Raw genomic sequence first — 22,907 nt, forward strand, 5'->3', positions numbered from 1 at the left:
AAAAGGTGACTAACATTTCTGCTAATCACCTTAAAGATTGAAGCTAATCGTTTTCAATATTAATCGTGGCAGGGATACCAACCTTGCACTGAGTCCCAGTTAATTACACCCTGACTTACTAGTATGCCTCGATAATAAAATCCTGTTGTCCGTAACTTATCATGCCTGCTGGGTATGTCAGCAAAAAATGAACGTATTTTATATTGAATACGCCGCGATTCAGTATTTACATTCTCAACTGTTGCCACAATTTGAGCGTTATGCACAACCTGCTCTACATTAAATGCCGCATCAGTCCTATACCGGAGTGGCCCATCATTGCAAACCAAACCACCTAATCCAGCAGGGGAAAGTATAAGGTTCTCGTTGGCCAGTGCTTTTTCTCTAGCAATTAACTCTTCTTGACGTTTCTTTTCAAGGTGTATCCTATAGCGTTCTTCGAGTTCAGCTTGTTGTTGCTCCGCCTTTAACTTTAATGCACGCTTCCTGTCACGATCATCGATAACCCATTTATCATAGTACACCTTGAAGCGCCCTTTTATTTCTTCCGGGATAGGGTGGTCTTCAACTACAAATAACTTAGCAAAGTGGTTCAGTGGAAATACACGAGTTTCAAATGTGTCTTTTGTTTGGTTATACAAATGCGCCTCATGAACTTCACTCAACGGCAAAACGCCATGGTTAGAGTTTATTTCAAAGCTATTTCCATCACGCAACTCAATTAGAAATGAGTGCGTTTTTTCATCAATCGATGTTGCTTTCCTTACATCATTGATAAACCAGCCATTACAGCTTTCTTGCCCAGTCGGTGTATAGAATCGATATTCATTCCCGAACATTACTGGTATAACAACATCACCATCCCTCATAGTAATATACATAGTACGCTCTGAAGATAAATCATATGCACTTCTTTTATCTCTACTATCACAAAAATAATCTTGTGATTCGTTTTTGGGTGTTGATATACACCCACTTAAAGAGACGCTTAGTATAAACATTGCAACTACTCTAAACACATCATGTTCCTTCTATAAAAAAACAAGTTAAAAAACACAAATAATAAATTTACTCAATAAAATCAGCCTATTAACTGTCACTCTGTTAAGTTGTTAGGTATTTCGTCCATATAAATTAGGTTGAGATTGAGGTAGTTTGGGGTTTTATTTACAGATCGGTTAACGCGTTAACCGATCCAATCAAAAATCTCTTTTTAAAGTAACTTTATTTAAATGTAGGTGCTGCAGTAAAAGCCGGGGTTTACTTACTTACGTTTTCTCGGTAATTTTTGGCAGCACTATACTGAATATAATAATTTGCTAGCCGTGTCGAAAAAGACGCGATAGTTTCAAAGTCTTTGATGTTTAATGTCCGTTGTTTTTGTAGATAACTGGTGTCAACGAACTTTATGATAGGGGCGTCACCTGATCCTTCAGCACCTATTATGATGACGTTAAATGGAGTTGATGAGTCAAGTGTAATAACTAAATTCTTAGAATTAACACGACTTCCAAATTTTCCTGAATTTCTGATACCTTTTGTCATATATGAGCTAATTGAATCTTCTAATGCCAACACCAGCGTCTTCATCCCGTCCATATATTGAGCTTTGGGAGTAGCGAAGAGCCGATTTAGGGATCTCACCGATTTAGTATCATCTTGTACCGCTAGTTTATTACCGCTCCTTACAAAAGCGGTGTACGCATCATCCACTGAACGCTTTGCCATTGACCAATCTTCACCTACCTTCTGGTTCTGTGCCAAAGCTATATATGCCTGATTAAAGGTTTTGGCGCTCGCTACTACTTCGTTATAGTTCATAATTAATGCTTTGAGTTCGTTTTCGGTAAATTTGTACATAAAGCTATATTGAGCAGTATAATTTTGGTAAAACGATGTGTTCGGGGCTACGAGTTGAACGTCTACCGGGCTTACCACCTCTGCATTTGCAGACAGAGAGCTCAGCGAAAACAGCATGGCCAATGTTAAGCGTCTTATTAACATGTATATTTCCCTTTCATAATGATTATTGCGCCAAGTACAATGACAAACCTGCCATTACCGACACTAAGAAAGCAATTAAATAACTGATTGCTAATTTTTTTTGGATAGTTTGTTTTCTTTGTTTCAATTGCGCTAGCGAGTTGGGCTCATTAACTGAATAGCTTAATGTGACTTCTATATTGAGGCTTTTTATAAAAGCATCACATAGAAAGAAAGTCGTACACCCGACAAAAATAGCGATAATCGAGAGCAAGTCATGCCCAACATGCGTTACTAAACTAAATACATAGCTCATTCAACCATTCCTTAGTTTAAATGTGATATACTTATTATGTACATGTTAAATCGATTTATTTAGGTAATCAAGGGCTTTAGTATGAATCATTTGATTATAATTTTAATTGGTTTTGAAAGTGTTAAGCTATATAGAAATATATAAATTCAGCTGATTACACACGAGGAAGGGTTGTCGGTGGAAAAGCCAACAGCAAAGTTGGCTTCCTTTACGTCCATTTAATGGGGTAAAACCTCAAGTTTAGCATGTGATCCATTGCTTTGTGCAACGCTGACGGTAAATCTGTTATCTTCACCCGCTTTAATAAGGACATCAGCGAGTTCATCTTCAGTTTCACAATAAACAAATAAATTTATTGGTTCTAGGTATTGCCCATCGCTTGATAATTTATTAAATGTTTCATCTTTACACAGGTAAATGTTCCCAGGCTCAGCAACAGTTTGCGGAGTTGAGATTTGGATCATCAAACCTGTCCAATCATATAAATTACCCAAATAATCAAATAACAAAGCCTCTGCATCTCCTTTACCTTTATATACCGTGAGATTCACCAGAAGTTTCTGCAGTTCCGTTTCTAACAGTACATGCTCTTTGGCCAAAGAAAGTCGTTTAAGTTCTTTCTTAATCAATTTGTATTGTTGTAACTTTATTTTAGGTTTAATAAATTTTTTAATGATTTGGCTTCGAGTTGATAGCGGTGTAAAACGAGGATTATCGGCCACTTCCAAATACAGATTAATTAGACAATTTTCACAAACCTGTTTCAAAGATTCATAATATTGAGTCATTACTACATTACCTTTTTCGATTTTCGATCTAAATTTCGCCATCTTCAGCAAGTATGTTTCGCGCATACCGGCATACCATCGCTGGAAAGTTCCATCGACATGTTCCTTGAACATCTAGCAACGCAAATTCCGCTTTATCTGGTTCACCTGAACTGGACTGTGCATCATGCATTAATTTTGCTGTTTACAATGCATTGTTTAGGGACTGCGTAGGGATGACCTCGCTTTCCCAATCACTATTGTTTGCTGTGCTTAATAAACCAATACACTCATCCAATGCGTCTGCCAACTCAAGGCTCTGCTTTAACTCTGCTCTTTCAACTTTAGTACGTAAGAGCTCGATTCTTAGAAAACCACTTATATGAACAGAACATGATAGCTTTTCTTGAACTTCATTCAGATAAAGCAGAGCGTCCATTGGGTTCTTGTTGTAGTCAACCTCTCTGTAACGCTGATTGATGATATCTCTAATGATGAAATTTAGTGGTGACTCAAGACCATCAAATAGCTCACCTATTCTAGCAGATGAGTCCAAAAGGCATGTGTTGCTGGTGGGTAATTTGCAACACTGTTCTATCAATCGGTTAGTGTTGCTGTAGGAAGTACCACCACTTTTTGATAATACCTCGCGAATTTGCGGTAGGTCTTCACTATCCATCTCACCGTCACTCATGAAGTGTTCGATTATGGTTTTTAGAATGATGTCACTTTCGGCTTCGAATTTATCGCATCCTTTTTGATTTATAACTGCATCTAAAGAAAATGGAGTATCCCCACTAATGGCGTTACGGTGAGCTTTGTATAAGTTTTTAAATTCCGTCGGGTACACATCGTTAACATCAAGATCAGATGAATCCATTGTAAACTTGTATGCCAGTAAAGACGTCATGCTACCTCTTTTTATTGGCACATTGCTTTCTATCACGCACTGGTTTTTCACATCAGAACCCGGTGTGCAGTCGAGTATTATTTTAAGTTTCGTACCGCCCCATGACTCATTATGCACTTGGTACTCGAATGTCTTTTCTGTGCAGTTTTTTTCTATCGTCGTATCTGGCTGGTGGAGTAAGAATACACTCTCAGAACTCTGAATTATGTCTGCATAACATAACCAATCCTGGAACCTAATACCTATACCTTTCCTTTCAACGTTTACTGGACGATTTTTAAAGTCAGTATCTCTTTGAACAAAGGCCCACATTAATTTATTTTCTGCTTTCAATTGATCCAAATGAAATTGGAAATAGGCTTTATCTTCCGCAGGAATTTGTGACAGGTACGACTTTGAAGTGTGCATTAATGCAGCTTTTATTTTTTCATTGTGTTGCAGGTACTTCGCCAGGTATTGCGCTGTTGACTGTTCCACTTGCTCAAATAGCTTCCCGACGGTTAACTTGGTCATAAATTCTACACCTTTGCCCATAGTTCAGACTTAACTTTAGCATAGTTATAATGTACTTAAAATGTACTAGATAGTTAATGTTAATAAAGGGCCAGTTCACTTTACAGCAACATGGTACAAGGATCCTAAGTAGGCCATCGCACACTGGGGTGTCGTTATTTTTTAGGTATCCTGCTTTTGATGGCTATTAACCCTGTATTGTTATGATTTTGCCAGAAGCGGTGCAGCATCACTTTCTGCACAGGGTGTAAGGGCAATTAAAATTTAGCCATAGCCACTAAAATGAAACTGTTGCTAGTGTTATGGCTAATTCAAATTACTGAGAAGATCCGTTCTGAGTGATGGGGTAATAAACAATCCCGTAATAAGTATGAAGCGGCTTATTACCCTGATTTGTACCCAGAATACTCAGCAACGCATCGCCCATGCCAACGCCAAAAGCAGAGACGATTATACCACTGGACGTGTAATCTAAAGCGCCGGAAGTCTTAGAACTGTTATGGAAACCTAAACTCCCAGTGACTACGTTCATTGCAAAACTCATATCAGGGTTGTAAGCGAAATCGTCATCGCTCTGAGCTTTGTTGGGGTCTGTTGAAGCACAGACTAATGTCAACGTTGCGACAATGCCAATTGTCATTAATTTTTTGGGGTATTCGTAGAATAGTGTGTACGTGAGTTCTTATTGCTGCTATAGTACCAGTAAATTAAATTCGTAAAACAGTGTGTATGGGGGTGGGAATGAATGCTCTAGAGATTAAAACAAGAGAAGAAATTGAAGATTTAAAACGAGACTGGAAAAATGACCCTTGTTGGGATATTGAAAATACTGAAGGATTCGAAGTTCATAAAAATGAACTGAAAGCATATAGTGATGAGTGTGAATTAGAATGGAGTAAAACCGCTGAAAAGCGCAAAGCTCGTGAGAATAAAAAGCTCGAAGAAGAGCTGGAGCGTATTGGAGCACTTGGGATGCTCAAGATGATTAAGGCGCTTAAATCAAGATTAAATGAAGCAGAGGAGCGAATTTACAACCTCGAAAACCCAAACGGATAGAAAATGTTAAATCTTGAAAACCTGAGAGTAATTGAGCGTGAAGAGTGTGATGAACACTGTATATTCCACGCTCAATCCATATCCCCTAACCGCACCTGTTCCGAGTGCGGATCAATCAATACAGTAATCATCGGCAAGGTAAGCCAACCTTACAATGACACTCGTATGTACGGTAAAACAATCAAAATTCAGTTCGACAGAAAGAGACTCCGTTGCAAGGACTGTAGCAAGACTTGCTTTGAACAATTGAACTGGCTATCAAGTGACTTTCGCATGACCAAGCGAGCAGAAGACTACATCATGCGTATGTGCTGGGAAGTCCCGTTTACACATGTAGCTACTGAAATAGGCATCACAGAAGGGACTATACGTAACGTATTCGCCAATTACGTGGATATTATCGAGGACAAACACGACTGGCTTGCGCCTCGCGTTCTTGGTATTGATGAGACTCACTTCAGCAAGAAAATGCACCTTGTAATGACTGATATTGAGCGCAGAACCCTACTCGATATGCGTAAAGATAGAACTCAGGATGCCACTCAGAAAGCCATTATGAGGCTCGATGGCTGGAAAGACATTGAGATAGTTTGTATCGATATGTGGCGACCGTATCACCGAGCCGTGAAACAGCTATTACCCAACGCTGTTGTCGTTATCGACCGTTTTCATGTTGCTAAGATGGCTGGTGAATCAATGGAGAAAGCACGTAAGGCGATACGAGCCGAACTATCAGACAAGGAGCGTAAGAAGCTCAAGAATGACCGAAAAATACTGCTTAAGCGGAGAGTCAATATCAAAGGCTTGAACGAGCTGGCGTCATTACATTTCTGGACAGAGGAATACCCTACTTTGATGGAAGTGTATAACGCTAAGGAAGCATTTCTCGACATGTGGGATATGCCAACCAGAAAGGAAGCTGAGGACTACTGGGGGAACTGGAAAGCAGTATCTACGCCATCTGTCAAGAAATACTTCAAAGACGCGATACGAGCCGTTGATAACTGGCATGAGCCTATCTTCAATTGGTGGGACTATCCCTACACCAACGCTGTTACAGAGGGCTTGAACAACACAATTAAGGGGGTGTTTAGGGATGGTCGCGGTTATAGCTTTGAAGTGCTTAGAGCGAAGTTGCTTTACAGCTGAAGCCCTATTTAGAGGCATAGCTACTTTGCTTGAAAAACAACCAAATACGCACGAATAAGGTTTGTGAAGTGTGGGTATCAATTCTGTATGTTTATTAATCGATGCTCACACCATTTCGAATACCCATTTTTTGTTTAGCGTTTTCATTAATTGAGTCCTATTGATATTCGCTATATGTAGATTATCATTTAGATAAAATATGGGGATCGATGTCATCACAAATTTTATGTAAGGTTGGTTTTGTTTATTCCTCACTTAATCAGAGTTATATAAACGGAACATACGTACAGCACAGCGTGGTCAATATGCAGAACCTATTAAAGTGACTTTAATATAATTATTTGGCTGGTGGTCATTAAAATAATCACTGATATCTCGTTGCTTTAGATTAATGCTACAAGCCAATTCTGAACATCATAATGCCATCGCTGTATTCATCGCTATAACGAACAAAGTCACATCCGTTAACAATCAAAATATCTTCCCATTTGACTGGTGTTCCCGAAGAATCCAAACAGTCATCGGGTTTATTCATTAATCTGGGTTCACCTTGAATTGTTACTCTGATAAGCATTTTATTATTTTGATATGGCCAATCAATTTTTCTAGTAGGTAATGAGCATGAGTTGCAATCACCTCGATTTATGCAAGCGTCGTACATTCCATACCTAACACGCCTTGTGTCTAACGAATCCAAAAAAGCGGTGATTGATTTTGGTCGTAAGGCGCACTCGTCGTTGCACATTCCATGTATTGCAATCCTGTTCCATCCTTTACCATCCACACCTAATGGGTCGTGCTTTGGTGAAGGCAAATAAATTGGCATATAAATGATCCTCTTAAAATTGCGATATTTGCAATTGAGTTCTAAACCCACTTTCAAACAAATACTTTATCTGTGCTTCCCTCCCAAGGTTGTTAACTTCACATGAGACGGACTCAGCTCGGCTTAATATTAACTCTTGACAATCAAGGCATGCTGTTGCGTTAAGTTCATTATTCACATTGGAGTAGGATATGTCCGTTACCATTTCATCAAGGTCTTCTATCTCTAAGGAAAGTAGAAAATTTAAAGTAACTTTAAAATCTTCCGGCACATGATTTTCATCTTGCATGAAATTCATTTTGTTATCCTCGTACAATTGTTGTGGTGGGGATGTTTCAATTGTTCTGCTTATTAATAGTAGAACAAAGTTTACAAAATGGCAACTCTTAATTGATATATTTTAGTGTTAAAGTCGAAGTGGATGGTCGAACGCGGTCTGCTAATAGTTGGGAATATTAATTGGAGTTCGAAAGGGCTGTACATCAAACTGCCAGGATAGAACTTAAAACCGTAATTGACTCTTTTTGGTGTTAAGCCGATCTTAGATTTTCGATGTTTAAATTTAAAGTTTGTTAAATGCCAATTAAACTTTAACCCCAGAAATCACCTGAGTTTGACCAGAGAATTAGTTAACCCGGCTAGAAATGCGTTTATTATTAACCCCCAGAAATCACCTGAGTTTGACCAGAGAATTAGTTAATCCGGCTAGAAATGCGTTTATTATTAACCCCCAGAAATCACCTGAGTTTGACCAGAGAATTAGTTAATCCGGCTAGAAATGCGTTTATTATTAACCCCCAGAAATCACCTGAGTTTGACCAGAGAATTAGTTAACCCGGCTAGAAATGCGTTTATTATTAACCCCAGAAATCACCTGAGTTTGACCAGAGAATTAGTTAATCCGGCTAGAAATGCGTTGATTATTTAACCCCAGAAATATTTCGAACAGCGATCGCGCTGATTTTTTACCGCTCAACCGCGACCTTTTTACGTAACTGTTTAGATACAAACCTAAGTTGGTATTCTTAACTGTTTAAACAGTTACCATAAGTTTATAAGTAAAGATGCACTATGTAGTTAATACTATTGAATTTTTCACGCTTTCAATTCAGTTTGGCGTTATTAGCGGTTTTTATTTCCGAGTAAGAAATAATTTAGGGCATGAACTTTGGCAATGCGAAGTGCCAGAGTAAAATTTACTTATTTTTAATCAGTATCTTAGAGTGAATTTTACATTGGCAAAACAGCATATTTTAAAGTCAGTTAAACAAACCTGCACGCCAAATCATGTGGTTTTGCCTTTCCATTTTTAAATTGCTTTTAATTCAGAGGTTTGTAGCATCCTTTTTGGTATTGCCTTATAGTGTCAATTTTGCTGGCCAAGAGTTTATATTTAAGTTGTTGATTTTTAGTGCAAAAATTCAACGATAAAATCCGATTGATTTGACGACAGCTAAATTGTTTATATTATACCAACCTGCTTTGCCACAAAAAAAATTAAACCATTAAGTTTCATTATCTTGGCCATTACTTTTTGCCATTCTCGCTTCCAGCCGATACATCAATCTATTCCTAGCTTAGCTATTATTACGATAAAACCCGGTTTTAATGATTAAATGCGTATTGCTGAGTCAAACAAAAATCCTGTGAAGACTCGCTTTGCCATGCTCTTTTAAATCCTGAGCGTATTCAGTGTCATAACCATCCATTTTTGGCATTGTTCGCAGTCGCCTTTGTTATAAGCATTTTGTATGCATAGCGTTAGTCGATATATATGAATACTCTTTGATGTGGTGATATACTCATCAAGTAACTTATAAGTATAGAGGGTTTGCTATGACTGCTTTGTCTGATCTTGAAGAGTTAGAATTATTAAACAAAGCGCCTTACATTGAACACGACGAGGCGCGAGAGTATGAAGAAATTGACGATTCTATGCTGATGGAGGGCCATCGAGAGTCTGATTATATCGCGTTAGAAAATGCCGAAGATTTACAACAACTCGAACATGAAATGCCTATAGATAAAAACGAGATTACCGGTGCTAATCTAGAGTTGGATGAAGATTCATTAACATCTTCCTCCAAGGCTGAAGTTGATGTAAATAATTCTGACTTGGACAGTGCTCATACAGATAGCAAATCAAATGTACCCGAAGGTATTCAATCAGCCGAAGAGAGTAGCCTTACCAAGTTTGCTGCGATGACGAGTAAATTTGCAAACGTCCAGGATGAATCGGATTATGCCTACGACCCCAGCTGTGAAAAAGATGTCCCTCTTGAGTTGCAAACACCCAGCACTGATGATGAGAATGACCTGATTAATTCAATTGAAAGTATTCTTGAAGTTAACAGTCATGTATCAGCATACTCAGACGAACCAGACCAACCAGACGAACTAGACGATGAAAATGATGAGGAAGCTACTTTTCTCAACAATGTCCAATCGGCATATTATCGAGGCCAATTAACACCTGGCGGTGAAATTGATAAAACTCAGGATGTTGAAGTGATGGATGAAGTCGATGAAGTCGATGAAGTCGATGAGGCTGATGAGGTTAAACCTTCAAAAAAAACCTATCAAGGTGCAGGAATTGAAGCTAACACCATTTATGTTGAACCTAATGCTGCTAACCCATTGCTTAATTCTGACTTAAACACTGCAGAACCTACCACCAATGAACATGAAAAGAACTCAGAGAGCAAAGGTCCGACACTAAATGTAGAGCATGATAAAGACCCTTTAATTGATCGAAGATTACTCGCTGGTTCATATATGCGTAAGGTGATAACACACTTTTTTTTACATAAAAAGATGGGGCAGAAATTATGTGAGGTTAATTCCGAGCAAGGTTGTCTGCAAATTAATTTACGTAATAACGTATCAATAAAAGACTATTTCGCTAAATATTCAGTTGAGTCAGACTCGCCCGAAGCATCCGCTGCCGCAGCCGTAAGCGCGGCAAAAATGAAAGGATGGAAAAGCATTAAAGTCCATGGTGATGCTGCTTATGTTGAGGCGATGGCGTCAGCTTGTAAGTCAGCAGGCATTAGCGTTAAGTTTAACCGTGATTATGGTAATATTGCAGACTTAAGGAAAGCTGCTAGCAAGGTGCCTAACAAGTCTGAAATTGATGAGTTGAAAGCAAAGGCTGGTAAGGGCGCTATGAATAATGAGGCCAAAACGGAGGGGCCAGTTGAACCTGCAAAGGCTTCACAGTCTGTGGCAGTGGATAGTAAAAGCAAGGTGGCAGTGGATTCGAAAAAAGAACCCACCAGCGATTCAGCGAAATCGGTGAAGAGTGTTCCCAAGAGTGCAAATGAACCTTCAAGCGAACCATCTCCAGCCACACAAGAGCCTGCTATGATCGATATTCCTCATAATGAAGGTGATGTTGTAGAAGTGATTGACGGTGTTACCCATATCAATGGAACTCCTGCACACCCAAAAGGCGAAGGAATGCTTCCTTATACGGGCTCACGCTTTTAATTAATGTCATATAAATAAAAAAGGCTCATTTAAAATAAATGAGCCTTTTTTAATTTTCAATTGCAAGGTAGCTTATTATTTAAGGTTATGCTTCTTCATGTAAGCTTCGATGGCCTTGTGATCACCTATTTTTTCTTTAAGCATTTTTAGTGCATGTTTTACTACCTGTTCTTCTCCAGAACAAACTAGATCTAACCAAGTTTTAACTAATAGTTTAGGGGGTTCCATACTCTTCTCTCTAGCCGGTAAATCAAGTGTCTTTCATAAGCAGCTATTTTTGTACGCGAGTTGAAGAATCTTTTTTACATACTTTTTCGAGTATTACTTTAACTTCAGGCGGCGCCAAAATGCATTTATAAAGTCTGATTGCTGCAATTTATCATTTAGCCGTAAAACCCCGTCCATTTTTTGGCGGGGATGTAAGGCATTACTGCGTAGCAGTAAAAAAAGGTTACTCAGGTCGTTTTTGTTGTTCAATATATTTGGCTAGCACTTCAAGGCTAGCCCCTCCGCACGACCCAGCGAAATAGCTTGGCGACCACAAAGCACCCTTCCATAAGTAACGATGAATCTCTGGATATTCTTTCCTCATAAGCCTAGAACTAACCCCTTTCAATGAGTTAATTAACTTACTAAGTTGCACTTTGGGTGGGTATTCAACAAGTAAATGAACGTGATCGGTTTCGCCATTAAATTCAGTTAAATTTACCTCAAAATCCTGACAGGTTTCCTCTAATATTACTTTTAGCCGATTTAGCATATCGTCATTAAATACCTTTCTTCGGTATTTTGTAACAAAAACTAAGTGAGCATGTAATGCGCTTACGCAATGCCTTCCTTTTCGTACTTGCTGTTCATTATCATGTGTCATTATTTAGGTGGACCAAGTTGTATTTTTGGCTTAATATTATACAAGGTAACACTTTAACCAAAATAGACCAAGTGAAATTAATCGCATTCAAATACAGATTTTACCCAACCAATGAACAAGCATTAATGCTTGCTCAAACGTTTGGCTGTGTTCGATTTGCTTATAATTCAGCTCTAGGGTTCTCAAAAGAACAATATGATTTAGGTAACAAAACAAACTATAACGATTGGAGTAAAAACTTAACTTTACTTAAAAAAAATGCAGATTTTTCATGGTTAAAAGATGTATCAAGCGTCCCATTACAACAAGCATTAAAACATCTTGATAAGGGGTTTAAGTCTTTTTTTAAATCAGGTTTTGGCTACCCTAAATTTAAAAGCAAACATAATCATCAATCTGCTAGTTACATGAGTAATGGTTTTAAATGGGACGAAAGCAAGCAAGCGTTAACGCTTGCTAAGATGAAGCAGCCCTTGAAAATAAAGTGGTCACGCTCGTTCAATGGAACACCTAGCTCGCTAACCATATCTAAAACTAAATCAGGCAAGTATTTCGTTTCAATTTTAGTCAAAGAAAGTATTAATCAGCTTCCTATAGTGAATAAAACGGTAGGTGTAGACGTTGGTATTAAAGATTTAGCGATCTGTTCGGACGGCACTAAGTTTAATAACCCACGAACATCCAATAAGTACGCTAAAAAATTAGCTAAGGCATCACGCAATCTCGCTAAGAAGAAGAAAGGCTCACATAATTTCAACAAGCAAAAACTTGTTGTTGCTAAGATCCACGAAAAGATAGCCAACTCACGTAAAGACTTTACTCACAAAATGACATCGAAACTTGTAATCGAAAACCAAGTGATAGGTATCGAGTCATTAAAAGTCAAAAACATGGTTAAAAATCGTAAGCTATCTAAGCACATGCACGATGCTAATTTTGGTGAGATCGTAAGGCAATTAGAATACAAAGCAGATTGGTATGGACGTACTGTATCGGCTATTAGCCAATGGTTCCCATCATCAAAAATGTGCAGTAATTGCGGTGCAATGTATTCTGGGGAATGGTCACTCGCCATCAGAACGTGGTCGTGTGAGTGTGGCGTTACACACGATAGAGATCAAAATGCAGCGACAAACATTCATATTGAAAGTTTGAGGCTGTTGGTCGCTTAAAAATATGTGGCGGTAGGAAGTACCGACACGTTAAATGCTTGTAAGAGGTTTTGGAAGACTAAAGCAATCTAGTATTGCAATGCTTAAACCGTAGACGACAAGAATCCCCTTGCTTTAGCTAGGGGTACTTCAAGATTATATTGTTGTTAGTATTATTAACAACACCAAATAAACCCACTCAAATCTAGCGCTTAACTTGATAACGAGCGAGTACCCCCATCACCTGGGCGGGGAAAGCGAATTCAGTGAGGTCTGTTTTGTTGTTCTATGTATTGGCGCAAAACCTCGATAGGAGCACCACCTACCGATCCAACAAAGTAACTTGGAGACCAAAGGGCATTTCTACGCCATGCAACCTGATTTAACTCTGGGAAGTGCCTTTTCATTTCACGGCTTGTTATTCCCTTTAGTGCGTTCGTTAATTTAGATAATGACGTTGCCGGGTGATAATCAATCAGTAGTGGCCCTAAATCGCTATTTACGCGAATTAGAGCAAGCGGCATAAGTAATTAATCAGGTTCGGGCAGAGCCGTAGCGTCTGTGAAGTGAATTGCATTAGCGATCAGCAGCAGAAAGTAGATGATAAAGTAATTTATTATCGCCTGTATTGTATTAGTCTCGACTTGATCTGACATTTCACTTGAAAAAGTGAGAGTTACCCGTTTTGATAAAGGTGTCGAATCTTTTAATCAAAACCAAAAGGTAACTCTCATGTTGCATACTAACAATCCAATCATTAAACACAAAGCAGGTTTACTGAATTTAGCTGAAGAACTCGGTAATGTATCCAAAGCTTGTAAAGTCATGGGGGTATCTCGAGATACCTTCTATCGCTATCAAGAACTCGTTCAAGATGGTGGTATTGACGCCCTAATAGAAAAAACACGTAGAACACCCAATCTTAAAAATCGTGTTGATGACGCCACCGAACAATCGGTTATCAAGTACGCGATAGACTTCCCAGCACATGGCCAGCACAGAACAAGCAATGAACTTCGAAAGCTCGGTGTTTTTGTTTCAGGCAGTGGTGTTCGTTCAATTTGGCTCAGACACAATCTAGAAAACTTTAAAAAGCGGCTGAAAGCGTTAGAAGAAAAAGTCGCAAATGAAGGGATCATCTTGTCTGATGCTCAAGTCGCAGCACTTGAGAAGAAAAAGCATGACGATGAAGCCTGTGGTGAGATAGAAACCCAGCATCCAGGCTACCTTGGCTCACAAGATACCTTCTACGTTGGTAACCTAAAAGGCGTGGGCAGGATATACCAACAAACCTTTGTCGATACCTATAGCAAGATAGCATTCGCTAAGCTTTATACGACGAAAACACCGATTACAGCTGCTGATATGCTCAATGATAAAGTACTGCCTTATTTCGAGCATTATGAGCTGCCTATGCTGCGAATATTGACCGATAGAGGCACAGAGTATTGTGGTCGAGTTGAACAGCATGACTATCAGTTATACCTTGCAATAAATGATATCGATCATACAAAAACAAAGGCGATGTCACCGCAAACCAATGGTATTTGTGAACGGTTCCATAAAACTATTTTAAATGAGTTTTATCAAGTTACGTTCCGCAAAAAGCTCTATGACAGTTTAGAAGTGTTGCAAAAAGATCTAGACGAATGGATAAATTACTACAACAATAACCGAACTCATCAAGGTAAAATGTGCTGCGGAAGAACTCCGCTTGAAACATTACTCGATGGAAAACAGATTTGGGCCGAAAAAAACTTAGCTCAAATCTAAGCTGACAGACACCAATTAGAATGGGTAACTGTCAGATCAAGTCTGAGCTAGTACACCTGTATTCAGGAATCCCCGTTTAGGCGGGGAGCATGTCAAATTTGCATGGATGATTTAGGCCCTCCTACTACTGTTAGTCCTTTTTTTCTGCAGATGTCATCAACAATTATTTTGGCATCAATCAAAAAACCGTCATCCAACATGAAATCTTGCAGACAGCTGTTAACTTGGAAGCTTTCTACCTCACCTAGAGTTGCTTTTATATCCATCTGGCTTATATAGCCCTGTTCATTTATAACATTCAATACTTTTGCAAATGAACTTTCTTCACCAAAAGCACTAGCGAGAGAGCTTGATATGGAATCGGTGAGTATTGGCTTTGTTACGCCTTTTGATTCAAGGAGTAGAAGCGCGGTCAGTGTATCAACATGCTGAATTGGGATGCCATTTATTACGCGTTGTGAGTATGCAATGTGCTTCTCCATTAACTGGTTTTCAGCGATTTCTAGTTTTCTGTCAATGTATGCACTAACATTATGTGCCGTTGGTTGAAATATCTGATGTGCATTTAATGTTGAACACTTACCAATTGACTCAGCGATGAGGTGTAATAACAAAGGCATATCTTTATGTTTTGTACTTTGTTCAAACGTATCTAATAACAACTGTGACATTTCAACCTTAAACTCATCGTCATAAGTATTCCTGCCTTTAGTTAACTCTCTGGCTATGAAATCATGCCATGTGTTCGCTTTAGATAGAACCGCAGGAATTACACCTTTGCCATTCGCCGCCACCATCGCGTTCAGAGAAATTTTTTCATTTATTATAAGAACATTTAAGCCAATAACATTGTTCGATGTTTTAATTGAAGATAGTAACTCCATCGCAAGCCTCTTCGTGTCGTCAGGAGTATTCTTTACAATGTAATAGGTGCGTTGTGATCGGTATGTGCGCAGCATTTCATTCGTAAGTGTTTTTGCGTTTGTGTCAGCGGCGCACATACAGTTTGGGATGCCCATCTCATGACACTTAATAACATCAATCATATCATTTGAGATTATTATCGGTTCACCTTTAGTTGTCGTATTACAAGGATTGTACAATAAGCCCTTATCAGCATTTTTCTGACCGATAACATATGGTTCATTTTTGGAATTGACATATAGCCCGACAAATTGCTTGTTTTGCTTGTATAGTGGTACCACAAGCGCATTATTATCTGACGGGTTTTTTAGGTAGCCAGAATGAAAGTTTATTCTTGAAGCTAGTTTTTTTAGTGCTTCATTCGCCCTGATAGTTTCTTGTAACGATAGATTGTTTGTAGCACATGTTAATCCTAATTCAGCGATAGTGTCCGATTTGAACATTTCATTTATTGTGTGTGTATTGGTATTTCTTTCAAAAACCTTTTGCACAAACTTAACCAAAGAGACTTCTGAATCAGAAGGTTTTTTATTCGCTTTTGATTTATGTTCGTATTCAACGGTAAGACCGAATTTCCCTGCGATCACCTCCACAGCATCGCCAAAACCTATGGACTCATACTCCATGACAAAATCAATTATCCCGCCATGCTCACCGCAACCAAAGCAATGGAATAAATCCTTATTTTCATTTACTTTAAATGAAGGGCTGCTTTCTGTGTGAAAAGGGCAGCAAGCAACATACTCCTTCCCTTGTTTTTTTAGAGGAACATACGAATCGATAAGCTCAACGATAGAGACTGTCTGCTTTAACTTATCTATAAATGATTTTGAAATCACAAAAAGCCCTCTTTGGTATCTGATAAGTACATTTTACATCAATATATATGCTTGTCATTATTGAAGGTTGTTTTTCTTTAGTATGAGACTTTACGTCAAGGAAGGGTTAATCTCAGTTTGCAACTCACTGTCACAAAATTCCTCTCGTTTGTGACAGTCAGTAGCAATCTGGTTAAAAAAGTATCAATTGCCCACAGGGCGCGTATCACTATATTTCTTACGCTTTGCAACTCACTGTCACACATCAAAACCTCATTTCGTTTATTTTTTGTTCCATTCTGTCAGCGTTTGCAACTGCCGGTCACAATCTGCATGTGTTTTGTGACAGTCGGTAGCAGTTTGCAGGTGAACGCTTCAGTTTCCGGTTAAGTGCGCGTAAATAGCTGTATTGTGGTTCATTCGTGCAGTTAAAGGTCACAATATTACTTGGATGTTGAAGTTAAAGGTGTTACGCTTTACGTATTTATCATGTATCTGAAAGGTTTATTTTTATGTGGAAAGCTCCTCGGTGGGGGGAAGTGCAATTCTCCAAAAGTTACGGGCTCACCTGCCTGGTTGGGGGATTTGCCCTCGCTTACTTGTTGAGTGGTTCGGGTGTGGGTCTTTTGTGCAGTTCTGAATCATCGTTTTCTGAACGTTTCTTTTCAAAATTCCCTTCACTTGCAGGTGAAGCACATGTATTTAAAACGCCAGCATGTAACGTGTTTGCGGTGAAGCATGGCGATTCTTATGTTTTTTTTGACAACGACCTTACAACAAGCATTCAGGGCAATATGGATGCGCTTCAGGAAGGGAATCTTAAACCTATCCGTATTTTTGGTACCGATGAGTCAAAGCGTGAGAGCAATACTCGGGTAAGGGGTACCGAAGTTCGCAGCACACCCCGCAGTAATCTTGGGAAGTATGAAAGTGGATACGGTGCGAATGTTGTGGCTCAAACAGCATCTACTGAGGCCGAGCCTAAAAACGTACAAACAGGCGACTCGGGCGCCCCGGAATCTCCAAGCCCACATATAGGCGTAACTAACCGTGAAGTTAACGCAGACCTTAAAAACTTAGACTTCTCAATTCTGCCTGTGTATAAAGCTGAACAAAGTAAGGGTGCATTGCTGACCTTTGTTGATATAACCTGCCCAGCGTGTAAGCGTTACGTCGATAACATACAGGCTTTAAATGAACAAGGGATAGACGTTTATTTAGCTCCTTACCCAAGAGCAGGTGGTCATTCGGTAGTGGCTAGAAAAATGCTCTCTAATTGGTGTGCAAATTATGTAAACAACCAAACTAACGTAAGTCAGATATTAAAGACTTTTAAAGGCGCATCTATCTCAGAGCAGGCCTGTAACGACAAACAATATGAACTTAAGTTTAATCAATTTATTGAGTTTGGGGAAAAACACTTAAATAAAACTACTCCTGTTTCGTTTACCAATAATGGCATAACGGTAGTGGCTAATCACCCCGCTGATGTTTTTTTTAGCGCTTTTGTGTATGGAAACACAATGTCCCAATTTTTACGCTCTAACTCTGAGGTCATAAAACAATGAAAGTAACTATTCTTGCGGGTTTTTTAGCTTGCACTCTTTTGGGAGTCGCTTGTTCTGTAGGCCCTATTCAGGCTGCCGCCGAGTCTAATCATCCCTTGTCACAATATAAATATGGCCTGCAACTGATTGCCGATGAAGAATTTGAGTTAGGTAGAGAGTTTATCTTGAAATCCATGCAAGCTGGAAATAAAGAAGCTATTGCATTTTGGGATGTCTACGAGGGGTGGGTTGATACGTTAATAAAAGCCAAGGCTGGGGATATGGGTTCCCAACGTGAAGTTGGATATAACTATTCACTTGATAACTCTCCCGTGGCTACGATAAATGATCCAGAGCAAACCTTAAAGTGGCTATCAGCTGCATCAGATCAGGGCGATTACAATTCATCTTTTCTACTAGGGCAGCTGTATTCTGAGGGCAGAGTGTTTCATAAGAATGAATCAACTGCTTTTGATTGGTTTTATCGTTCAGCAAAACAAGGCAGTGCAGAGGGTAAGTATGAATTATTTAAACGTTTAATTGCGGGTAAAGGGGTATCGAAAGATGCTTCCAAAGCTGAGATGTGGCTTAGGCTGGCGGCTAACTCAGGTCATCCAGAAGCCAGGGCGTCATTGCTGGATTATTACTACTTTCAAGGCACAAATCAAAACCTAGGCTGGGCTGCACATTGGCTGGCTATCGAAGGTGATAAGTCTAAAACAGCTAGCGTGCTTCCTTATCTGACTAAATTGTCGATAGTGGCACGCAACCCAACTGTCTTTAGCTCTTTTGACTCAGACAAGATTGTCGGCCATATAAAGCCCAAATCAGATTTGTACGCATTATATTTCGAAGGCGAATGGGTTGAGGTTTACTCACCAAAGCAAAATTTACTGGGAGTTATGAAAGCAAGCGATGTTAGCGTACAAAAAGAAGGCCGAACATGGGCGTTAAAAAATAACTATCAGCTATGTAAGGTTGAGTGTGACAGTAGCATGTGCTACCAAACTAATGCCGATGGCACCACTGATAGTTTTTCATATGATGCCGATAAAGCCGCGTTATGCCATACGTATTAACTTGCAATAGCAATAAATTGGTGTAACACTGTATGCACTTATCATGTACCAGTTAGGTTTATTATGAGGCAGGTTAGTTCATGTAATCACATCCAGCCAATTAGCTTTAATGGTAATCACTTTACCAGCAAGAGTAATTTGGCTAGACATTATGGGATTTGCCCGAAAACATTTCGTCAGCGTCTGCGTCATGGGGTATCTGTAAAAGACTCATTGAAGCTAGAAAGACCTCCACAAAAAGGTTTTGGCTGTTTTTATCAAGGCAAAGTATTTCATAACATTTCTGAACTAGCTTTGGAGTATGGCGTATCGTCAGATGCGTTGAAATCTCGTTTAAAAGCGAATTGGCCATTAGATGAAGCGCTAGAATTGAGGCAAAGGAAAAAGAAAAATGACTCCCGAAGCCTCTTTGTTGATGGAGTTAAGTATCGGTCAATCAAAGAAGTCAGCTCAAAATACAGATTAGACCCTTGCGTGGTGAAGAGACGGTTTTTATTGCATGGGTCTATTAGTGCTGCTGTAAGCCCTATCTATGACATGTACGCCACTCCATTGTTCCTAGCAACATATATTCCCGTATTTTTTAATCGAAAAATATTTCCTTCGGTTTGCCACTTTATTAACGACTTAATTAACAAAGGGGTGGTAACCGAACATTCACTAGAATCAGATTTGGGAATAATAAATAGATTTGTTAGAGAGTTAAACATTGACCAATACCCAAACTTAAGTGAAATATCACGGATCTATTCAATACCGGCGCCAACAAAACAAACAAATTTTAATAAATTTGTTGATGACTTGCATCGCAATGTTTTTGGTTATGAATTTGATATGCTATTTCATTCGCCCATGGGATTTATCTTAAATTGTGATGCCGTAATTGAACGACTCCACATTAAGACTAAGCGCATGTAACTATATCAAATTTAGATTTTTACCAATTTACACACAGCTTGTTAACGAAAACTGTGGATAAACTTTTAAGGTACTTTTTATGTTTAGTTCATTTTGCCTCTACAAGCTTGATCCTTCGAGTAATGAGTTGTTGCTTAGCACATCTTTTTGGGATGAACTGGCTAAAGTGAATCTTATAGTTCCGTTTTCTGAATTGCCTGAAAAGCTTGCTCATGGGGTTGATAAAATTGAAGGGTTTACTTTTGCAGTTCCGGCGCTTGGCGGTAAAGAAATAAATTACCACGCTGAAGAATTTACAATATTAAATTATTGCTTTGAAACAAAAAAAGTGAAACCAGCCATTTTAAGACGAACCATCGCGAAGCTTGAAAAGATAGCCCTCGCAGAATGTGGCCAACCATTTATTTCTAAAGAAAAAAAGAAAGAAATTAAAGCTTTAGCTACAGCACATGAGTTGCGTCGTGCAGTTGAGGACCGTGTTGAAACATTGATTGTTATTAATCGACACAAGCATTGGATAGCTTTCGGCGCAGGTTCTGAAAAAAAATGTGAAGCCATTGCTGCGTCCATCCGAAAGTTAATAGGTTCATTCCCAGTTGTTCAAATAAGTTCAGCTGCGGCATCTACTATCTTCACTGATTGGGTTAAATCGGGAGAAACACCTGAAAATTCCGATTTAAGTGATAGTTGTACTTTGATGAGCACTAAAACTGAAAGTGTTACTAGTTACAAAAAACACCATCTTGCTAGTGACTCTGAAGTGCTTAAAAACATAGAAAACTTCAAGGAGGTTGTGACCATCTCATTGCGTATTGGAGAACTGGAGGATGAATATGGCTATGTCTCCTGTTCAATCAGTGACAGCCTCAAAGTAAGCGGGTTTAAGTTCAAAATTAACTCTGAAGATAACCAGAGTGATGATGTGTTAAACAAAATAAGCACGGAAACGTTTCTTTTTTGCTCCAATATTTCAATGATCTATGAGTTTATTGAAGATAATATTCTAAACTATACCGTGTCAACTGATGAGTTTAGTTAATGTTTTATTTATTTAGATTTTTACAATTTTTCAGCAACCTAATTTTTTCAATTATTCTGAAGGAAGATAACATGACAGTCCAACGTAACGAATCGATATCAAGAATGGAGATGGTCATTCAGGATATGGCTGAACGCATCAATTCACTTGCAACTCTAATCGATGAAGAAAAAGCACCAGAGCGTAAGTTGATGTTGCAGTCTCTTGCAGAACAAGGCACGGCACTTTCAATTTCATTGCTCGAAATCAATAACAGTATTATGAGTGAATTTTCGTCTGTACAGAAAAATGCAATCATCAAAATAGTTAGCAATGCCGAAAAGTGGGTCGAAGTTGTTAAGCGTCTAGAAAAATAACGTTAGCCATTACCACGGAGGTTAATATGTCGGTTCATGAAGACAAAATTTCAATCGACGAGCTTGATCAAATATATGGTCAAGCAAGCAATATTTTTTATCAGACATCGATTGAGCTAGCCAAGCTAGGCAGCAAGGTTTCCCCATTGGTGGTTTTTGCTGCGGGAGTTATTTGTATGGAGGCTGGCGTGGCAGCCACGTACCTTGAGTGGAGTAAAGACGTAATCGCATCGAATCCATTTAGCGACATTCTCACTTCTGATTACATAGGGGAATTGCTGAATAATGAAAGACAGTTTACAGGCGAATATATTACGGCAGCAGGCGCTGGTATTTCTTTAACCAGCCCTTTGATAGCTAGTTGTATTAATTCAGTAAAACAATCATTACATTCATTCAACACTGACCCTTTAACCGCCAGTTTCAATCGTGTTGGGAACTTCTTGTCTGACAGATTTAAAAACAACAACATCAAAGATGTAGCAGAGGCAATCGTGCTTTATCGAGAAGCATTTGAGCAATCGACACTTGAGCCGGGTGAATCTCTTGTAAAAGCTTGGGCAAAAGCCGAATCTCGGCTGATGGAGGCAAAAGGGTTAAATAATGATTTACACTCAAGTTCTGTCCTAAATGCAATAACAGAACTTGAGCGTAATGCTCATATTGTAAATTGTAATCCGGTATAGGTGTTTTTAGTTATGCTGCATTTACAAGAAAGCCAACTAAAGCAGATTTTAAATAAATCAGGTTATCGAGTTAGCTCATCTCTCAGCCTATGTAAAAACATAAAATCAATATCCCAGCCTAAAGCCCAAACAGCTTGTAAGTCTATATCTAGCAACAAAAAAAAGAACTTTAAGATAGCGACTGACGTTAATCGTCATGGTTTAGCTCTATCCAAACTCAAATTGAAACCAGAACTAGAAACTGGAGTCGATCTAGCTGGTACCAAAGTCAGCCGAGCTAATTTCGAACATTGGCACCAGGTAAGGCTATTTGATTATATTTATAGAGAGCACCATGAATTTTATCTCGATTTCGCAGCGGTACCGAATGGAGGATTAAGGACAAACAAGGGAGCCAGTGAGCTTCTAGACGAAGGAGTTCGCAACGGTTTTCCAGATATAATAGGGGATTTATCAAGGTCAGTTTATATAGGCTTGAGGATTGAACTAAAGCATGGGAATAATAAACCATCAGTGGAACAGGTTGAGCAATTGAACAGAAAGCGTGGCAGAGGTTATTTTTGTGCGCTGTGCTATTCATTCGAAGAAGCTAGGCAGGTTGTAGATGAATATTTGGGACTTCAAGAAGACCAGCGAATGAGGTGGTGTCAAAATGAAAACCTTTGGGTGCGTTAATTGTATGCAGTAACCACAACTGCTATAATACTTTTCGTGTCCATGAAAAGTATAGGTGCAT

The 22,907-nt window shown here is 38.9% G+C and carries 24 protein-coding genes; 12 read left to right on the plus strand and 12 right to left on the minus strand.

The genetic code is table 11. From position 1 onward, the window contains the following. Nucleotides 1-59: 59 nt before the first annotated feature. The 6 genes from IEW93_RS06165 to IEW93_RS06190 form a co-directional block, all read right to left on the minus strand. Nucleotides 60-1,019 (minus strand): hypothetical protein, encoded by a 960-nt coding sequence (locus IEW93_RS06165; protein ID WP_188738019.1) that lies wholly within the window; start codon nt 1,017-1,019, stop codon nt 60-62. A gap of 241 nt (nt 1,020-1,260) precedes the next feature. After that, a complete protein-coding gene (locus IEW93_RS06170; RefSeq protein WP_188738021.1) occupies nt 1,261-2,004 on the minus strand; it encodes a hypothetical protein in 744 nt (247 codons plus the stop codon). 22 nt (nt 2,005-2,026) lie between these two features. Further along, nucleotides 2,027-2,299, minus strand: coding sequence for a hypothetical protein (locus IEW93_RS06175; RefSeq protein ID WP_188738023.1), 273 nt, complete (start codon nt 2,297-2,299; stop codon nt 2,027-2,029). A gap of 218 nt (nt 2,300-2,517) precedes the next feature. Then, nucleotides 2,518-3,153 (minus strand): DUF2913 family protein, encoded by a 636-nt coding sequence (locus IEW93_RS06180; RefSeq protein WP_188738024.1) that lies wholly within the window; start codon nt 3,151-3,153, stop codon nt 2,518-2,520. 118 nt (nt 3,154-3,271) lie between these two features. Beyond that, nucleotides 3,272-4,489: a hypothetical protein gene (locus IEW93_RS06185; RefSeq protein ID WP_188738026.1), complete on the minus strand. Its 1,218-nt coding sequence runs from the start codon at nt 4,487-4,489 to the stop codon at nt 3,272-3,274. Between the two features lie 316 nt (nt 4,490-4,805). Further along, the gene (locus tag IEW93_RS06190; RefSeq protein WP_188738028.1) at nt 4,806-5,129 is read right to left on the minus strand and encodes a hypothetical protein; all 324 of its coding nucleotides are present in this window, start codon (nt 5,127-5,129) and stop codon (nt 4,806-4,808) included. A 101-nt stretch (nt 5,130-5,230) separates the two neighbouring features. Here IEW93_RS06190 and IEW93_RS06195 point away from each other — a divergent pair, with 101 nt between their 5' ends. Both IEW93_RS06195 and IEW93_RS06200 read left to right on the plus strand, forming a co-directional pair. After that, the gene (locus IEW93_RS06195; RefSeq protein ID WP_188738030.1) at nt 5,231-5,545 is read left to right on the plus strand and encodes a hypothetical protein; all 315 of its coding nucleotides are present in this window, start codon (nt 5,231-5,233) and stop codon (nt 5,543-5,545) included. A gap of 3 nt (nt 5,546-5,548) precedes the next feature. Continuing rightward, nucleotides 5,549-6,694 carry an ISL3 family transposase gene (locus IEW93_RS06200; protein WP_188738032.1) on the plus strand — a complete coding sequence of 382 codons (1,146 nt, stop codon included), beginning with the start codon at nt 5,549-5,551 and terminating at the stop codon, nt 6,692-6,694. 394 nt (nt 6,695-7,088) lie between these two features. On the opposite strand, the gene IEW93_RS06205 is transcribed toward IEW93_RS06200, so the two are convergent. Next, nucleotides 7,089-7,229, minus strand: a complete 141-nt coding sequence (locus IEW93_RS06205) for a hypothetical protein (RefSeq protein WP_188738034.1) — start codon at nt 7,227-7,229, stop codon at nt 7,089-7,091. A gap of 304 nt (nt 7,230-7,533) precedes the next feature. Continuing rightward, on the minus strand, nt 7,534-7,818 hold the full coding sequence (locus IEW93_RS06210) for a hypothetical protein (RefSeq protein ID WP_188738036.1): 285 nt from the start codon (nt 7,816-7,818) through the stop codon (nt 7,534-7,536). A gap of 1,538 nt (nt 7,819-9,356) precedes the next feature. On the opposite strand from IEW93_RS06210, the gene IEW93_RS06215 reads away from it, so the two are divergent. Next, the gene (locus tag IEW93_RS06215) at nt 9,357-11,009 is read left to right on the plus strand and encodes an LPD7 domain-containing protein (RefSeq protein WP_188738038.1); all 1,653 of its coding nucleotides are present in this window, start codon (nt 9,357-9,359) and stop codon (nt 11,007-11,009) included. Nucleotides 11,010-11,084: 75 nt separating this feature from the next. Here IEW93_RS06215 and IEW93_RS06220 read toward each other — a convergent pair whose 3' ends face one another. Both IEW93_RS06220 and tnpA (IEW93_RS06225) read right to left on the minus strand, forming a co-directional pair. Continuing rightward, nucleotides 11,085-11,237, minus strand: a complete 153-nt coding sequence (locus tag IEW93_RS06220) for a hypothetical protein (protein WP_188738041.1) — start codon at nt 11,235-11,237, stop codon at nt 11,085-11,087. Between the two features lie 223 nt (nt 11,238-11,460). Beyond that, nucleotides 11,461-11,880 carry an IS200/IS605 family transposase gene (gene tnpA / locus IEW93_RS06225; protein ID WP_188738043.1) on the minus strand — a complete coding sequence of 140 codons (420 nt, stop codon included), beginning with the start codon at nt 11,878-11,880 and terminating at the stop codon, nt 11,461-11,463. 71 nt (nt 11,881-11,951) lie between these two features. Here tnpA (IEW93_RS06225) and IEW93_RS06230 point away from each other — a divergent pair, with 71 nt between their 5' ends. Continuing rightward, nucleotides 11,952-13,052 (plus strand): RNA-guided endonuclease TnpB family protein, encoded by a 1,101-nt coding sequence (locus IEW93_RS06230; RefSeq protein ID WP_188738045.1) that lies wholly within the window; start codon nt 11,952-11,954, stop codon nt 13,050-13,052. Nucleotides 13,053-13,294: 242 nt separating this feature from the next. Here the strand turns inward: IEW93_RS06230 and tnpA (IEW93_RS22320) are convergent, their stop codons facing one another. Further along, a complete protein-coding gene (gene tnpA, locus IEW93_RS22320; RefSeq protein ID WP_188738048.1) occupies nt 13,295-13,555 on the minus strand; it encodes an IS200/IS605 family transposase in 261 nt (86 codons plus the stop codon). A 208-nt stretch (nt 13,556-13,763) separates the two neighbouring features. Between tnpA (IEW93_RS22320) and IEW93_RS06240 the strand changes: the two genes are divergently transcribed. Continuing rightward, complete coding sequence (locus tag IEW93_RS06240; RefSeq protein ID WP_188738050.1) at nt 13,764-14,804, plus strand: IS481 family transposase; 1,041 nt, start codon at nt 13,764-13,766, stop codon at nt 14,802-14,804. A gap of 92 nt (nt 14,805-14,896) precedes the next feature. Here the strand turns inward: IEW93_RS06240 and IEW93_RS06245 are convergent, their stop codons facing one another. Then, nucleotides 14,897-16,567, minus strand: a complete 1,671-nt coding sequence (locus IEW93_RS06245) for a CHC2 zinc finger domain-containing protein (RefSeq protein ID WP_188738053.1) — start codon at nt 16,565-16,567, stop codon at nt 14,897-14,899. Between the two features lie 491 nt (nt 16,568-17,058). Between IEW93_RS06245 and IEW93_RS06250 the strand changes: the two genes are divergently transcribed. The 7 genes from IEW93_RS06250 (at nt 17,059) to IEW93_RS06280 (ending at nt 22,846) form a co-directional block, all read left to right on the plus strand. Then, on the plus strand, nt 17,059-18,114 hold the full coding sequence (locus IEW93_RS06250; protein ID WP_188738056.1) for a thioredoxin domain-containing protein: 1,056 nt from the start codon (nt 17,059-17,061) through the stop codon (nt 18,112-18,114). Beyond that, nucleotides 18,111-19,172 carry a tetratricopeptide repeat protein gene (locus IEW93_RS06255; RefSeq protein WP_188738059.1) on the plus strand — a complete coding sequence of 354 codons (1,062 nt, stop codon included), beginning with the start codon at nt 18,111-18,113 and terminating at the stop codon, nt 19,170-19,172. The genes IEW93_RS06250 and IEW93_RS06255 overlap by 4 nt, the downstream gene beginning before the upstream one ends. A 138-nt stretch (nt 19,173-19,310) precedes the next feature. After that, on the plus strand, nt 19,311-20,090 hold the full coding sequence (locus IEW93_RS06260) for a hypothetical protein (protein ID WP_188738061.1): 780 nt from the start codon (nt 19,311-19,313) through the stop codon (nt 20,088-20,090). Between the two features lie 79 nt (nt 20,091-20,169). After that, nucleotides 20,170-21,129 carry a recombination-associated protein RdgC gene (rdgC, locus tag IEW93_RS06265; protein ID WP_188738063.1) on the plus strand — a complete coding sequence of 320 codons (960 nt, stop codon included), beginning with the start codon at nt 20,170-20,172 and terminating at the stop codon, nt 21,127-21,129. A gap of 71 nt (nt 21,130-21,200) precedes the next feature. Next, a complete protein-coding gene (locus IEW93_RS06270; RefSeq protein WP_188738066.1) occupies nt 21,201-21,485 on the plus strand; it encodes a hypothetical protein in 285 nt (94 codons plus the stop codon). A gap of 26 nt (nt 21,486-21,511) precedes the next feature. Further along, nucleotides 21,512-22,171, plus strand: coding sequence for a hypothetical protein (locus tag IEW93_RS06275; protein WP_188738068.1), 660 nt, complete (start codon nt 21,512-21,514; stop codon nt 22,169-22,171). Nucleotides 22,172-22,183: 12 nt separating this feature from the next. After that, nucleotides 22,184-22,846: a PDDEXK family nuclease gene (locus IEW93_RS06280; protein ID WP_188738070.1), complete on the plus strand. Its 663-nt coding sequence runs from the start codon at nt 22,184-22,186 to the stop codon at nt 22,844-22,846. Nucleotides 22,847-22,907: the final 61 nt, after the last annotated feature.

The sequence above is a fragment of the Shewanella inventionis genome (assembly GCF_014641855.1).
In the GTDB taxonomy this organism is placed as follows: domain Bacteria; phylum Pseudomonadota; class Gammaproteobacteria; order Enterobacterales; family Shewanellaceae; genus Shewanella; species Shewanella inventionis.

What these genes read in the sequence shown, in the direction of transcription:
- IEW93_RS06190 (WP_188738028.1), bottom strand. Translation starts at nt 5,129, where the DNA reads ATGACAATTGGCATTGTCGCAACGTTGACATTAGTCTGTGCTTCAACA.
- IEW93_RS06220 (WP_188738041.1), bottom strand. Translation starts at nt 11,237, where the DNA reads ATGGAACCCCCTAAACTATTAGTTAAAACTTGGTTAGATCTAGTTTGT.
- IEW93_RS06215 (WP_188738038.1), top strand. Translation starts at nt 9,357, where the DNA reads ATGACTGCTTTGTCTGATCTTGAAGAGTTAGAATTATTAAACAAAGCG.
- IEW93_RS06195 (WP_188738030.1), top strand. Translation starts at nt 5,231, where the DNA reads ATGAATGCTCTAGAGATTAAAACAAGAGAAGAAATTGAAGATTTAAAA.
- IEW93_RS06180 (WP_188738024.1), bottom strand. Translation starts at nt 3,153, where the DNA reads ATGCGCGAAACATACTTGCTGAAGATGGCGAAATTTAGATCGAAAATC.
- IEW93_RS06210 (WP_188738036.1), bottom strand. Translation starts at nt 7,818, where the DNA reads ATGAATTTCATGCAAGATGAAAATCATGTGCCGGAAGATTTTAAAGTT.
- IEW93_RS06200 (WP_188738032.1), top strand. Translation starts at nt 5,549, where the DNA reads ATGTTAAATCTTGAAAACCTGAGAGTAATTGAGCGTGAAGAGTGTGAT.
- IEW93_RS06280 (WP_188738070.1), top strand. Translation starts at nt 22,184, where the DNA reads ATGCTGCATTTACAAGAAAGCCAACTAAAGCAGATTTTAAATAAATCA.
- IEW93_RS06175 (WP_188738023.1), bottom strand. Translation starts at nt 2,299, where the DNA reads ATGAGCTATGTATTTAGTTTAGTAACGCATGTTGGGCATGACTTGCTC.
- IEW93_RS06270 (WP_188738066.1), top strand. Translation starts at nt 21,201, where the DNA reads ATGACAGTCCAACGTAACGAATCGATATCAAGAATGGAGATGGTCATT.
- IEW93_RS06170 (WP_188738021.1), bottom strand. Translation starts at nt 2,004, where the DNA reads ATGTTAATAAGACGCTTAACATTGGCCATGCTGTTTTCGCTGAGCTCT.
- IEW93_RS06275 (WP_188738068.1), top strand. Translation starts at nt 21,512, where the DNA reads ATGTCGGTTCATGAAGACAAAATTTCAATCGACGAGCTTGATCAAATA.
- IEW93_RS06255 (WP_188738059.1), top strand. Translation starts at nt 18,111, where the DNA reads ATGAAAGTAACTATTCTTGCGGGTTTTTTAGCTTGCACTCTTTTGGGA.
- rdgC (WP_188738063.1), top strand. Translation starts at nt 20,170, where the DNA reads ATGTTTAGTTCATTTTGCCTCTACAAGCTTGATCCTTCGAGTAATGAG.
- IEW93_RS06240 (WP_188738050.1), top strand. Translation starts at nt 13,764, where the DNA reads ATGTTGCATACTAACAATCCAATCATTAAACACAAAGCAGGTTTACTG.
- IEW93_RS06205 (WP_188738034.1), bottom strand. Translation starts at nt 7,229, where the DNA reads ATGAATAAACCCGATGACTGTTTGGATTCTTCGGGAACACCAGTCAAA.
- tnpA (WP_188738048.1), bottom strand. Translation starts at nt 13,555, where the DNA reads ATGCCGCTTGCTCTAATTCGCGTAAATAGCGATTTAGGGCCACTACTG.
- IEW93_RS06250 (WP_188738056.1), top strand. Translation starts at nt 17,059, where the DNA reads ATGTGGAAAGCTCCTCGGTGGGGGGAAGTGCAATTCTCCAAAAGTTAC.
- IEW93_RS06185 (WP_188738026.1), bottom strand. Translation starts at nt 4,489, where the DNA reads ATGACCAAGTTAACCGTCGGGAAGCTATTTGAGCAAGTGGAACAGTCA.
- tnpA (WP_188738043.1), bottom strand. Translation starts at nt 11,880, where the DNA reads ATGACACATGATAATGAACAGCAAGTACGAAAAGGAAGGCATTGCGTA.